13 protein-coding genes are annotated in these 12,711 nt (G+C 66.1%); 4 read left to right on the forward strand and 9 right to left on the reverse strand.

The features are described 5' to 3' along the window. Positions 1 to 7: 7 nt before the first annotated feature. From lptE to AAA989_RS06185, 3 genes are read right to left on the reverse strand one after another with little or no spacing between them, the layout of a single operon-like run. Positions 8 to 514, reverse strand: coding sequence for an LPS assembly lipoprotein LptE (gene lptE, locus AAA989_RS06175; RefSeq protein ID WP_434781427.1), 507 nt, complete (start codon positions 512 to 514; stop codon positions 8 to 10). Further along, positions 511 to 3,030 (reverse strand): leucine--tRNA ligase, encoded by a 2,520-nt coding sequence (leuS, locus tag AAA989_RS06180; RefSeq protein ID WP_338241865.1) that lies wholly within the window; start codon positions 3,028 to 3,030, stop codon positions 511 to 513. Before leuS ends, lptE begins: the two co-directional genes overlap by 4 nt. A gap of 19 nt (positions 3,031 to 3,049) precedes the next feature. Further along, positions 3,050 to 3,511 carry a DUF3576 domain-containing protein gene (locus AAA989_RS06185; protein WP_338241866.1) on the reverse strand — a complete coding sequence of 154 codons (462 nt, stop codon included), beginning with the start codon at positions 3,509 to 3,511 and terminating at the stop codon, positions 3,050 to 3,052. Between the two features lie 345 nt (positions 3,512 to 3,856). Between AAA989_RS06185 and AAA989_RS06190 the strand changes: the two genes are divergently transcribed. Further along, complete coding sequence (locus tag AAA989_RS06190) at positions 3,857 to 4,639, forward strand: hypothetical protein (protein ID WP_338241867.1); 783 nt, start codon at positions 3,857 to 3,859, stop codon at positions 4,637 to 4,639. A gap of 114 nt (positions 4,640 to 4,753) precedes the next feature. Next, a complete protein-coding gene (gene phbB, locus AAA989_RS06195; RefSeq protein WP_338241868.1) occupies positions 4,754 to 5,476 on the forward strand; it encodes an acetoacetyl-CoA reductase in 723 nt (240 codons plus the stop codon). A gap of 43 nt (positions 5,477 to 5,519) precedes the next feature. Here phbB and AAA989_RS06200 read toward each other — a convergent pair whose 3' ends face one another. Beyond that, the gene (locus AAA989_RS06200) at positions 5,520 to 6,272 is read right to left on the reverse strand and encodes a DUF4019 domain-containing protein (RefSeq protein ID WP_338241869.1); all 753 of its coding nucleotides are present in this window, start codon (positions 6,270 to 6,272) and stop codon (positions 5,520 to 5,522) included. Positions 6,273 to 6,358: 86 nt separating this feature from the next. Here AAA989_RS06200 and AAA989_RS06205 point away from each other — a divergent pair, with 86 nt between their 5' ends. Continuing rightward, a complete protein-coding gene (locus tag AAA989_RS06205) occupies positions 6,359 to 6,604 on the forward strand; it encodes a ribbon-helix-helix domain-containing protein (RefSeq protein ID WP_338241871.1) in 246 nt (81 codons plus the stop codon). On the opposite strand, the gene AAA989_RS06210 is transcribed toward AAA989_RS06205, so the two are convergent. Beyond that, positions 6,598 to 6,843: a hypothetical protein gene (locus tag AAA989_RS06210; protein WP_338241872.1), complete on the reverse strand. Its 246-nt coding sequence runs from the start codon at positions 6,841 to 6,843 to the stop codon at positions 6,598 to 6,600. The genes AAA989_RS06205 and AAA989_RS06210 overlap by 7 nt on opposite strands. Positions 6,844 to 6,986: 143 nt before the next feature. On the opposite strand from AAA989_RS06210, the gene galU reads away from it, so the two are divergent. Beyond that, entirely contained in the window at positions 6,987 to 7,862 is an 876-nt protein-coding gene (gene galU / locus AAA989_RS06215) for a UTP--glucose-1-phosphate uridylyltransferase GalU (RefSeq protein WP_338241874.1), read from the forward strand. Positions 7,863 to 7,898: 36 nt separating this feature from the next. Here the strand turns inward: galU and AAA989_RS06220 are convergent, their stop codons facing one another. From AAA989_RS06220 to glnE, 4 genes are all read right to left on the reverse strand, one after another. Beyond that, entirely contained in the window at positions 7,899 to 8,570 is a 672-nt protein-coding gene (locus tag AAA989_RS06220; RefSeq protein WP_338241876.1) for a M23 family metallopeptidase, read from the reverse strand. A 149-nt stretch (positions 8,571 to 8,719) separates the two neighbouring features. Beyond that, the gene (locus AAA989_RS06225) at positions 8,720 to 9,511 is read right to left on the reverse strand and encodes a ferritin-like domain-containing protein (RefSeq protein WP_338242190.1); all 792 of its coding nucleotides are present in this window, start codon (positions 9,509 to 9,511) and stop codon (positions 8,720 to 8,722) included. A 6-nt stretch (positions 9,512 to 9,517) separates the two neighbouring features. Next, positions 9,518 to 9,994, reverse strand: coding sequence for a peroxiredoxin (locus AAA989_RS06230; protein ID WP_338241877.1), 477 nt, complete (start codon positions 9,992 to 9,994; stop codon positions 9,518 to 9,520). Beyond that, a complete protein-coding gene (gene glnE / locus AAA989_RS06235; RefSeq protein WP_338241878.1) occupies positions 9,994 to 12,660 on the reverse strand; it encodes a bifunctional [glutamate--ammonia ligase]-adenylyl-L-tyrosine phosphorylase/[glutamate--ammonia-ligase] adenylyltransferase in 2,667 nt (888 codons plus the stop codon). The genes AAA989_RS06230 and glnE overlap by 1 nt, the downstream gene beginning before the upstream one ends. Positions 12,661 to 12,711: the final 51 nt, after the last annotated feature.

Raw genomic sequence — 12,711 nt, forward strand, 5'->3', positions numbered from 1 at the left:
CCCGCGCTCACTGCCGTTCGCGCAGGGCTCGCGTCAGCCGCACCACGATCTGGTCGGCCACTTCCTGCGCCAGGTTTTCCAGGGCCGTCTGCTCGGCGGCGATCGTCGCGAATTCGGAACTGACTACGTCGATACCCGCGTCGGACCCTGCCGTCGCATCGACCAGGATGGTATCGGTGGCGAGGTCCACCAGCTGGTAGCGCGCCCGCAGGATACGGCGCTGACGACCGATGGTGTCGTCCGTCAGCAGGCCGAGGCCTTCGAGGTCGTCGTCCAGCACGATGTCGAGCCGGTATTGCGAGGCACTGTCGCCGGAGCCGCGCCCCAGCCTGTCGGTCAGGGCATTGCGGACGAGCCAGCCTTCGCGGCCCGGAATGGCGGGCACCTCGATCGCGGCGAGTTCGCGCGCCACATAACCGCTTCCGCCGCCTGCATAGATCGGCTGCAGCCCGCACGAGGAGAGGGGCAGGGAAAGGGCGGCAAGTGCCAGGGCAAGGGCGGCGCGGCGCATCATGTGACGATATTCACCAGCCTTCCGGGCACCACGATCACCTTGCGAATTTCCGCACCATCGATCGAACGCTGGACCTTCTCGCTGGCGAGCGCAAGCGCCTCGAGGTCTTCGCGCGATGCATCGGCGGGCGCGGTCAGCGTGTCGCGCAGCTTGCCCTTGTGCTGGACGGCGATCGTGACTTCATCGTCGACCAGCAGGCTCTCGTCCACCTCGGGCCAGCTCGCTTCGGCCACCAGTCCCTTGCCTCCCATCGCGGCCCAGCCTTCCTCGGCGAGGTGCGGCATCATCGGGCTGGCCATCAGCAGCAGCGAGCGGATCGCGTGGTTGCGGTCAGCGGAAGGGGCCGCTTTCTCGGCCGCGCTGGCGAGTTCGTAGATCCGCGCCACCGCCTTGTTGAAGGCCAGGGCCTCGATGTCCTCGGCGACGGCGGCAATGGTCTGGTGGGTCTTGCGGGCAAGGTCCTTGTCCTCGCCCGATGTGCCGTCCTCGTACTTGCCGAACAGCCGCCACAGGCGCTGGACGAAACGGCCGCAGCCCTCGATGCCGGCTTCGGACCAAGGCAGGTCGCGCTCCGGCGGGGAATCGGACAGCATGAACCAGCGCACCGCGTCGGCGCCGTAGTCGCGGATGATGTCCTCGGGGTCGACGACGTTCTTCTTCGACTTGGACATCTTGATAACCTTGCCGATCTGCACCGGCTGACCGTCGTCCTTGAGCACCGCGCCTTCGCTGGATCGGTCGATCTCGGCGGGAGTGTAGTACACCTCGCGCGGGCCTTCCTTGCGGCTGTAGGTCTCGTGCGTGACCATGCCCTGCGTGAACAGCGAGGCGAACGGCTCCGTCACGTCCAGCTTGCCGCAGTGCGCCAGCGCGCGGGTCCAGAAACGGGCGTAGAGCAGGTGCAGGATCGCGTGCTCGATGCCGCCGATGTACTGGTCCACCGGCATCCACTGGGCGACTTCCGCCGCGTCGAACGGCTTGTCCTTCGGCTGGCTGGCGAACCGCAGGAAATACCAGCTGGAATTGACGAAGGTGTCGAGCGTGTCGGTCTCGCGCTGGGCGTCGCCCCCGCACCTGGGACAGGTGGTGTCCTTCCAGGTGGGATGGCGCAGCAGCGGATTGCCGGGGGTGTCGAAAGACACGTCCTCGGGCAGCTTCACCGGCAACCGGTCCTTGGGCACGGGAACCACGCCGCAGGTATCGCAGTGGATGAAGGGAATGGGCGTGCCCCAGTAACGCTGGCGCGAAACGCCCCAGTCGCGCAGGCGCCACACCGTGGTGCCCTTGCCCCATCCGCCCGCTTCGGCGCGGGAAATGACCTCCGCCTTGGCATCCTCCACGCTCATGCCGTCGAGGAAATCAGAATTGACGAGGACGCCCTCGCCCGCCTCCGCCTCGCCGTCGAACGGCCTGGCCGCTTCGTCCACGCTGGGAGCGACCGCGCGCGGGATCGGCAGGTCGTACTTGGTGGCGAATTCGAAATCGCGCTGGTCGTGGCCCGGCACGGCCATGATCGCGCCGGTGCCGTAGTCCATCAGCACGAAGTTGGCGATGTAGAGCGGCAGCCGGGCACCGGTGAAGGGATGGCGCGCGGTGATGCCGGTATCGAAGCCCAGCTTCTCCGCCGTTTCCAGTTCTGCGGCCGTGGTGCCGCCCTTCTTGCACAGCTCGATGAAGCTGCGCGCCTCGCCGCTGTCGGCGGCGACCGACTGGGCCACGGGGTGATCGGCGGCGACCGCCACGAAGCTGGCACCGAAGATCGTGTCGGGCCTCGTGGTGTAGACGGGCAAGCGCTCGCCATTGGAGAGATCGAACGCGAATTCCAGGCCCTGGCTCTTGCCGATCCAGTTGGCCTGCATCAGCCGCACCTTTTCCGGCCAGTCCTCCAGCGTATCGAGGCCTTCCAGCAGGTCTTCGGCGAACTGCGTGATCTTCAGGAACCACTGGTTCAGCTTGCGCTTCTCGACCTCGGCGCCGCTGCGCCAGCCCTTGCCGTCGATCACCTGTTCGTTCGCCAGCACGGTCATGTCGACCGGGTCCCAGTTGACCTCGCTTTCCTTGCGATAGACCAGGCCCGCCTCGAACAGGTCGATGAACTGCGCCTGCTCGTGGCCGTAGTATTCGGGATCGCAGGTGGCGAATTCGCGGCTCCAGTCGAGCGCGAAGCCCAGCTGCTTGAGCTGTCCCTTCATCGTCTCGATGTTCTTGTAGGTCCAGCCGCCCGGATGCACGCCCTTTTCCATCGCCGCATTCTCGGCCGGCATGCCGAAGGCGTCCCAGCCCATGGGATGCAGCACCTCGCGCCCGCGCATCGCGTGATAGCGCGCCAGCACGTCGCCCATGGTGTAATTGCGCACGTGGCCGATATGGATGCGCCCGCTGGGATAGGGGAACATCTCCAGCACGTAGGTCTTGGGCTTTTCGCTGGCGCTGTCGGCCTCGAAGCACCGGGCCTCGTCCCACGCGCGTTGCCAGCGCCCGTCGGCGACAGACGGATCGAATCGTTCTGCGGTCATGTGGTGCCCCTAGGGGAAGTTAGCTGACGGCGGAACGCCTGAGATCGCGCGCCTTGGTGAGGATGATATCCTCCAGCCGCTGAACCGTGGCCGCCTGCACCGGCGCTTCCACCCAGGTGCCGCCCTGCAGCACCTGACGGCTGGCGGCGACGCGCAGGGCATCGGCGCGCAGGTCCTGGTCGAGTATCGCGACCGAGACCTTTACCCGCTCGTTGGGGTTTGCGGGATCGGCATACCAGTCGGTCACCAGCACGCCGCCGGCGCTGTCCGCCTGGGTGAGCGGCATGAACGACAGCGTCTCCAGGCTGGCGCGCCAGAGATAGGAATTCACCCCGATCAAGGTGACGCGGGCTGCCGCGAGATCGGTGCGCAGCCGCTCGTCGTTGCCGCCCCCGCAGGCGGATAGCGCGAACGCGGCGGTGCCGAGCATGGCGGCGCCGGCGATCCGGCGGGTCAGGGTGCGAACGGTGGAAGTTGCCATCATGGGTCCTGTAAACACGAATGTCGCTGCAGACCGGCGCGATGCCGGCATCGTTAACGGGCCTCTATAACGGGGATGCGGCCCGCGGCAAGGCGAAGCGGCAAAAGCACCCATATGCCGTGAATGTCCGCTTAATACGGCGAGTCGCAAGCCTCGGAATCGGGAAAGCCGGCGGGGCACCCTGTGGACAAGCTGCAACAGTGTGCGAAAAGTCTTTCGGTTGCAAAGCGATGTCTGGAATTTAACATCAGCGGGGCGTAGCTATTGAAGGTGTCGACGCGACTCGGCGAATCGAGGAACCGCCGCGTTCATCGAGAGTCCATTGACTGGGGATAGAGAGGCATCATGGTTTTGTTGCGCAAACGAACAGCAGGAAAGGCAACGCTAGCTGCGTCTGCCGCGCTGCTTGCCGTCGCGCTTCCCAGTGCCGGCTTCGCCTTCGGTTCCCTGACCGAGGATAGCGTAGAAGAAGGCGTGCCCGAGGCCTTCGTGGCCTTCACCCCTGCCGATGCCGATCCGCGCCTGGCCCAGTTTCTTGCCTCGCGCAGCGGCGAAGCGCGGATGATGCGCTTCACGCCCGCCGGCGCTGCCGAATCGCCCGTATCGCGTTCGGTCACCGTCGCAGTGCGGGTGGATCAGCAGACGGCCGATGCGCTTGCCAACAGTTCCATCGCCTCGCAGCGCATGGCAGACGCCGGGCCGGCTGGCCTGCGCGTCACGCCCACGCGCTACAACCTCGGTCTCGCTCGCGGCTATTCCAGCTTCGCCCAGGCCCAGACCCAGGCACCGGCGCGAACCATTTCCGCACCCGCCCTGTCCGACAAGCTGTCGCAGGCGCGGATTCCCGACCTGGCCGAATTTGCTCCGCGCCGCGCCACGCGCGAGGAGCCGAGCCGCTTTGCCGCCCGGATCGAGCTCGACGGGGATGGCGAATCGAACGAAGTCGCCGTCTCGGGTGAAAAGCTTGCCGACCAGATGCTCGACGTTGCGGGCAGCTATCGCCTCACCCGCAATCTCGATATCACCGCCGGCGTGCGGTACGAGCAGGACCGCGACCTCATCCCGGTTCCCAATCTCGACCAGCAGGACAGCCAGGCCGTCTACGTCGGCACGCAATTCCGCTTCTGACGGCTCAAGCAATCCTAGTTCTTCAGGACCCCGCCTCGGCGGGGTTTTGTTTTGCGTGCCCGGCGAGGCATGGCTAACAACAGGGCAAACACGAAACGGAGAGGATAGGCAGACATGGCACACGTAGCAGTCGTTACCGGGGGAACGCGCGGAATCGGGCGCGCCATTTGCGAAGCCCTGCGCGAGGACGGATTCACCGTGGTCGCCAATTATGCCGGCAACGACGAAAAGGCCCGTGCCTTCAGCGACGAGACCGGCATCCCTACCTACAAGTTCGACGTGGGCGATCACGAAGCCACCATCGCCGCCTGCCAGAAGATCACCGAAGAGGTCGGCCCGATCGACGTGGTCGTGAACAACGCTGGCATCACCCGCGACGGCACCCTGCTGAAGATGAGCTACGAAGAGTGGGACGACGTGATGCGCACCAACCTTGGCGGCTGCTTCAACATGGCCAAGGCGACCTTCGCCGGCATGAAGGATCGCAAGTGGGGCCGCATCATCAACATCGGCTCGATCAACGGCCAGGCCGGTCAGTACGGGCAGGTGAACTATGCCGCCGCGAAGAGCGGCATTCACGGTTTCACCAAGGCGCTGGCGCAGGAAGGTGCGCGCTACGGCATCACCGTGAATGCGATCGCGCCGGGCTATATCGATACCGACATGGTGGCCGCGGTGCCCGAAAACGTGCTGGAGAAGATCGTCGCCAAGATCCCGGTCGGCCGCCTGGGCCAGGCGAGCGAGATCGCCCGCGGCGTCAGCTTCCTGGCCAGCGAGCAGGGGGCCTTCATCACCGGCTCCACGCTGTCGATCAACGGCGGCCAGCACATGTACTGACGGCCATGCGGGGACGTCCGGTGGACGCCCCCGTCATGGAATGTCAGTCGATGAGGTAGGCGACCACTCTCAGCGACCCGCCTTCGCGCTCCAGCGTAACCGTTTCCGTGACCCCCGCGCGCTCGGCGAAATCGGTGCGAAAGCGCACCACGGTGTATCCCGCGGGCGGCGCGGGCAGATTCTGGAACGCAATCGCCTCGCGGCTGGTGACGGTGCCCAGCGGCACGCGCGCTTGTATCGAAGCGTCTTCCCACACCTGCTGCGAGTTCAATCGGCGGAATGCGGTGCCGGTGGCCTCGTAGCTCGCCTGCCAGTCGCTGGCGTCGGTAAGGGCCAGCCAATCGCGCGCAGCGTCTTCCGCCTCGGCATCGGTTGCGGCAACGGAGGCAGTCCGGGCGTCGTCCGGTCCTGCCTGGGGAACAGGCATCGTGGGCGAAAGGGCGAGAAGGGCGAGAACTAGGGACATGAAGATGGCTCCTGCGACGATCCAGGCGGGGGCGATCCCTGCCTTTGCGGAAGGCATCCTTGCCGCGCCGGAGCCGCGCGCGGCTTCCCCCAATTGCTTGTGACCAAGGAATTCGGGGGTCGCGCTCCCTTCCTCCTCTTCCAGCAGGAGCCGCGCGGCTTCCTTGCTGCTCGTCACGGACAGCTTGCGCCGTGCGCTGCGCAGCCTTTCGTTGACGGTGTGGACCGATAGCTCCAGTTCGCGCGCCATCGACTTTGCGTCGTGACCACCCAGGATCAGCCGCAGCGTATCCTTTTCCTTTTCCGTCAGTGCGTCGTAGCCGTGCGACATGGCCTCGGCCTAGTCCCTGCCCGCGCGGCCAGCCACCCCAAAAAATTCGTAGGGCCGGACGTCTCGCCCGCCTAGGGTAGCGGGCGATGGATACGCCTTACCACCCTCCCGTGAAACGCTCGGTCGAGATTGCCGGCCACAAGACCTCGATCAGCCTCGAGCCGCTGTTCTGGGACATGTTGCACGCGGTGGCGGCGCGCGAACGGCTGCCGGTCAATGCCGTCGTCGCGCGGATTGATGCCGAACGTATCGAGGCCGAGCATGCGCCCGGCCTCGCGACTGCCATCAGGTTGTGGCTGGTGGCCGACCTTCGCCGGCGCTTCGATCAGTAGTTCGCCGGGGGATCGCTGGCGGGGAAGCTTTCGTCCATTTCCTCGTCCACCTCGTCCCAGGTGTCCTTCTTCGGCTTGTCGGCCATCGCGGACGGGCCGGCATCGCGAATCTGCTGATAGTTGGACCCACCCGCCTGGTTGGCGGCAAAGGCCTCGTTCTTGTCGTTGCGCATGTTGCGATCGTAATAGCGGTACCCGGCATATCCCAGGGCACCCAGTGCTGCGAGTTTGAGAAGCATTGGCTGTCTCCTTTCCTTGACCCTGCAACGCACGGGGTCGCTGAAAGTTCTGGCGAAAAGCGCAGCGCAAATTCGTCACCACATAGGTTTATGCCTGCCGCAATGCGGTTGACCCTGCGGGCAGCGCGTTCCAAACGTCTGGCATGACCACTCGCAAACCTATCCGCAAGGCCGTGTTCCCCGTCGCCGGACTGGGCACCCGCTTCCTCCCCGCCACCAAGGCCATTCCCAAGGAACTGCTGCCGATCGTGGACCGCCCCTTGATCCAGTACGCGGTGGACGAGGCGCGCGAGGCGGGGATCGAGCAGATGATCTTCGTCACCGGTCGCGGCAAGACCGCCATCGTCGAGCATTTCGACGTCGCCTACGAACTCGAGACGACCATGCAGGAGCGGGGCAAGGACCTCAGCGTCCTAGATTCCAGCCGCTTCACGCCGGGCGACATCATCACCGTGCGCCAGCAGGTGCCGCTTGGCCTTGGCCACGCCATCTGGTGCGCCCGCGCCATCGTGGGGGACGAGCCGTTCGCCATCCTGCTGCCCGACGAGATGATGGTGGGCGAACCGGGATGCATGGCGCAGATGGTGAAGGCCTACAACGAAGTGGGCGGCAACCTGATCTCGGTTCTCGAAGTGCCTCACGAGGACGTATCCAGCTATGGCGTCATCGATCCGGGCGAGGAAAACGGTGCGCTTACCGAGGTGCGCGGACTGGTGGAGAAGCCGCCGGTCGACGAAGCGCCGTCGAACAAGATCGTTTCCGGCCGCTACATCCTCCAGCCCGAGGTCATGCGCACGCTTGAGGACCAGGGAAAGGGCGCTGGCGGGGAAATCCAGCTGACCGACGCCATGGCAAGGATGATCGGTACGCAGCCCTTCAACGCCGTGACCTTCGAGGGACGCCGTTACGACTGCGGCAGCAAGCTCGGGTTCGTGGAAGCCACGCTGGCGCTGGCGATGGAACGCCCCGACATGGGCGAGGAAGTGCGCCGCATGGCAAAACGGCTGCTAGAAACCTAGCAGCCGCTTCAGGAAAACAGATTGTGGCGGGGGCCCTTATTCCGGTCCGCCGCGCGCAGCGCCTTCCTCTTCGGAAGTCTCGAGATGCGCGACCATGTAGGGGATCGGGTTGACCGGTTCGTTGGCCACGCGCACTTCGTAGTGCAGGTGCGGGCCGGTGGAACGGCCCGTGGAGCCCACGTAGCCGATCAGGTCGCCCTTGCGCACCTGGTCGCCATCGCGAACGGTGTAGCTGGACAGGTGGGCATAGCGCGTCTCGAGATCGCTGCCGTGGCCGATCTGGACGTAGTTTCCATAGGAGCCGTAGTACTGGGCCATTTCGACCAGACCGTCGGCCGTGGCATAGACCGGCGTTCCGCGCGGTGCGGCAAGATCGACGCCGTTGTGCTGGCGGCGTTGGCGCAGGATCGGGTGATCGCGCATGCCGAAGGAACTGGTGAGGCGAACGCCGTCGACCGGCATACGCGAAGGCACCGACACGGCAATCCGCGGAGCGGCGATGATATCGCCGGCGGAAGTCACGCGGCCACCGTCTTCCAGCTCTTCCCAGCTGGCGAACAGCTCGGTGAATTCCTCGTCGTCTCCAAGCGGTGCCTGGGTCACGGTGTTGGTGTCGATAACGCCGGTTGCAGGCGCTTCTTCGGCCATGGCGGGGCTGGCGACAGCCGCAGTGCCCATGGCGAGAATGGTAGCAATCTTGACGAGCATACGATCCCTCTTGCTTCGTCAGGCGCTTTCCAACGCCCTTTCGGTTCTTATGGCGACCCGGCTTTTCCGGTTCTTCGAAACCCATTTTTTCAAGAGACCCGGAACTCGTCCCCGCCTCTGATGTTCTGAGGTATGAGCGGAAATCTTAATCAAGCAACACTTGCGTAGAGATCGCGCGATAGACCGGCTGCAAGACGCGCCGAGTCGTTGAACGGCGGCTTCAGGGTCCCCCTGAAATGACGCTTCACCAAGAATTTCCAGTGCTTTTTCGGCTCCTTGCCGCAGATGCGGCAAAAGTCCGCAAAGTGCCTTGATCCCGCGGAAACGTGCCGGATTTCGTCGTCAAGGATTCGTTGGAGAATCGCCGCGCCGCGCGAATCCCCCTGCGATTCGACGCGTTCCAGCGTTTTCGGGGTGACATCCAGACCGCGCGCCTCCCGCACCATCGGAACCACCGCCAGCCGCGCGCCGACATCGTGAGCCGTCTCTTCGGCCGACTGCCAGAGCCCGGCATGAACGGGCAGGTCGCCATAGGCCGCGCCCATGCTCGCCAGGTGCCGTTCGATCAGCGCGAAATGCATCGCCTCGTCCGCCGCGACGTGCAGGAAGTCGGCGATGAACGCATTGCCCATCTCCGCCCCGAAGCGTCCCACGATATCCAGGGCAAGGTCGATGGCGACGAATTCGATGTGAGCCAGCGAATGCCACAGCGCCACGCGATTGCGCTGCGAACCGCCCTTCCCTCGCTTCGGCATCTGTCCCGGCGGCAGCACCTCCAGTTCGGCGGGCCAGGCAGGGCTATCGGGCATGGGCGCCGTGAAGGCGGTGGGCAGGTCGCCCCGTCGCCAGGCCCGCACCAGGGCGCGCGTGGCCATCACCTTGCCGCGCTTGTCGCCTGTCAGCAAAGCCGCGCGGATCGCTTGCGAGAGATCGGCCACCAGGGAAGCTTACAGCGCCCTGGCGGCTTCAAGCACCTCTTCCACGTGGCCCTTCACCTTCACCTTGCGCCAGACACGGGCGATCCTGCCTTCCGCGTCGACAAGGTAGGTGGTGCGAACCATGCCCATGAACGTTTTCCCGTACATCGACTTCTCGGTCCAGATGCCCAGCGCATCGGAAAGGCCGCCTTCCTCGGGATCGGAAGCGAGAGGCACGGTAAGGTCGTGCTTGGCGATGAACTTCTCGTGGCGGGCGTAGGGGTCCTTCGATACGCCCAGCAGCGCCGTGTTCGCCGCCGCAAAGTCATCACGCGCGGCGCTGAATTCGACGTTCTCGGTCGTGCAGCCGGGTGTCATGTCCTTGGGATAGAAGAACACCACCAGCTTCTGCCCGCGGTAATCGGAAGGTTTCACGGTCGCACCGTCCGCGCCTTCCATCGCCACGTCGGGCATCGGGTCGCCTTCGCCGGGAAGCTCGTCGCTCATCAGTCAATCTCCAGTGTCTCGCCGAAATGCTCGGCCCATTGTGCGGCTATTTCCTGCCTCGCCTTCGCCAGCGATTGCAACAGGGCCTTATAGCTGTCTTCGCCGCATGCCTGCGCCAGCACCTTGCGGGTCGGTTCGACAGGCTCGTTGCCATCGGGCGCGAACAGGCGGACCGCGACGAGGTAGCGGGTCAGGTCAAGGTGATGGCGGGCATAATCGGCTGGCAGCAGCCCGGCCTCGGCCAGTTCGGAGATCGCCTCCTCGATGGCAGGCTCGAAGCCCAGGCCCTCGCGCAATTGCAGGTAGTGGACGAGGAATTCAGAATCGACCAGTCCGCCGCGCATCAGCTTCACGTCCAGCGGACCCTGCGGCGGCTTTGCGGCGAGCATCTCGGCGCGCATGTCGAGCACTTCGGCCTTCAGCCTCGCGGGGTCGCGCGGGGTCTTGAGGACATCCTGGATGATCCCGGACAGTTCGGCGCGGGCCTCGTCCGAGCCGTAGATCGGTCGTGCGCGGGCCAGGGCCATGTGTTCCCAGGTCCATGCCGTTTCGTGCTGGTACTTGGCAAAGGCCGCAAGGCCGGTGGCGAGCGGACCCTGCTTGCCCTGCGGTCGCAGGCGCGTGTCGACCTCGTAAAGCGCGCCCTCCGCGGTCGGAACGCTGAGCGCGGCGGACACGCGCGCGGCCAGGCGATTGTAGTAGAGCACGGTCGAGAGGGGACGCTCGCCATCGGATTCGACGCCGATCTCGCCCGGATCGGTGAACAGGAACACGATATCGAGGTCCGAGGCATGGGTCAGCGCGCCCCCGCCCAGGCGGCCCAGCCCGAGGATCACCAGTTCGCTGCCGGGTATGGTCCCGTGCTTGGCGCGGAAATCGGCGATCGCCGCGTCTGCCCCGGTGCGCACGGCGGCCTCGGCGACGCGGCACAGGCCCTCGGCAATCTCCAGCGGGTCGTGCCGGCATTCCACCATCTGCGCGCCCAGCGCAAACCGCTCTTCCCCCACCACCTGGCGCAGCCGGTCGAGCCGCGATTCGGTGTCGCTTTCCTCGCTCGCCTCCATGCGCGCCGCCAGGCTCTCGATCGAACCGGGCAGGTCCAGCGCGCTGGGATCGATCAGCGCATCGAGCAATTCCACGCGGCGGGCCAGCGCGTCTGCCAGCGGCCGCGCGAGGGTGAGAATGCGCAGCACCCGGTCCAGCAGGCCCGGCCGCTGTTCGAACAGGCGGAAGAGGTTGATGGCCGTCGGCAGGCGCTCCAGCAGGGTTTCCCAGCGGGCCAGGGCATGGTCCGGGTCGGGGGCGGCAGCGATGGCTTCCAGCAGATCGGCGCGCATGGCGTCGAAGGCCTTGCGCGCCTCTTCCGAGCGCAGCGCGCGGATCGAGCCGCGCCAGCTTTCCACCCGTTCCTCGAACCTTTCGCGGAAGTCTTCGGGCACGGCGACGATCGTTTGCGCTTCGTCGTCGTCCTCGCCCAGCAGGTCGTCGTAGCGGGCGGCCACGCGGTCGCAGATGGCGCGGACCTCCTCCACCAGCGCGGTGCCATCGGGCAGGCCGCCGAGCCGGGCGACGTTGTCGATCTTCTCCGCCGAATCGGGCAGGGCATGGGTCTGCCGGTCGTTCACCATCTGCAGCCGGTGTTCGATCACGCGCAGCCGATCGTAGCTGTCGCCCAGCACCTGCGCGTCTTCCCGGCCGATGATTTCCGCGTCGGCCAGGGCATCCAGCGCCGCGCGCGTGCCGCGCCGCCGCAGGGCGGGATTGCGCCCGCCGTAGATCAGCTGGTGGGTCTGGGCATAGAATTCGATCTCGCGAATGCCGCCCCTACCCTTCTTGATGTCGAAGCCCGGGCCGACCCTGGTCGTGCCCTTGTAGGCCGCCCGGATGCGCGCGGTAAGGCGGCGCACTTCCTCTATGGCGGTGAAATCGAGGCTTCTGCGCCAGACGAAGCTACGGATCTCCTCGAGGAAATGCTCGCCCGCCACCACGTCGCCGGCAGCGGCGCGCGCGCGGATGAAGGCGGCCCGTTCCCAGGCCAGCGCGCTGCTTTCGTAATGGGAAATGGCTGCAGCAAATGGAATGGCGAGCGGAGAGACCTCGCTGGCCGGGCGCAGCCGCAGGTCGACGCGCAGCACGTAACCCTCGCCGGTGGGCTGGCCCAGCAGTTCCACCAGCTGGCGCGCATAGCGCTGCGCCGCCTCGCCCGGCTCGTCCCGGTCGCGGCGGGCCAGGCGTTGGGGATCGAACAGCAGGATCGGGTCGATGTCGGAAGAATAGTTCAGTTCGCGCGCGCCCTGCTTGCCCAGCGCCAGCGCGGTGAAGCCGTCGGTGCCGGCATCCTCCACGCGGCGGCGCACGACAGCCAGCATGGCTTCGTTGAGCGCGGTATCGGCGAAGTCGCTCAGCTCCGCCATCACGGTCTCCAGCGAGAACGCTCCTGCAAGGTCGCCCACGCCCAGCACCAGGGCCAGCGACAGGCGGCGGCGGCGCAGCGAATAGGCCGTGTCCTCGTGCTCCAGGCTATCCTGCCTGGCGGCGTTCAGGGCTTCCTGCGCCGCGCCCTTGCTCATCAGCTCGACAAGCTCGGGACGATTGTCCATCGCCCGCCTGAGAAAGGGCGAGTGCGCGCGGGCGCGCTCCAGGGCGGATTGCCAGTCGGCGGTCATCGCCTCGCGTCCTGCCTGTGCGCGCGGCGCGCTTCAAGCCCTCTCGCGCTT

It is taken from the genome of Aurantiacibacter hainanensis, assembly GCF_036321025.1.
Lineage (GTDB): Bacteria > Pseudomonadota > Alphaproteobacteria > Sphingomonadales > Sphingomonadaceae > Alteraurantiacibacter > Alteraurantiacibacter hainanensis.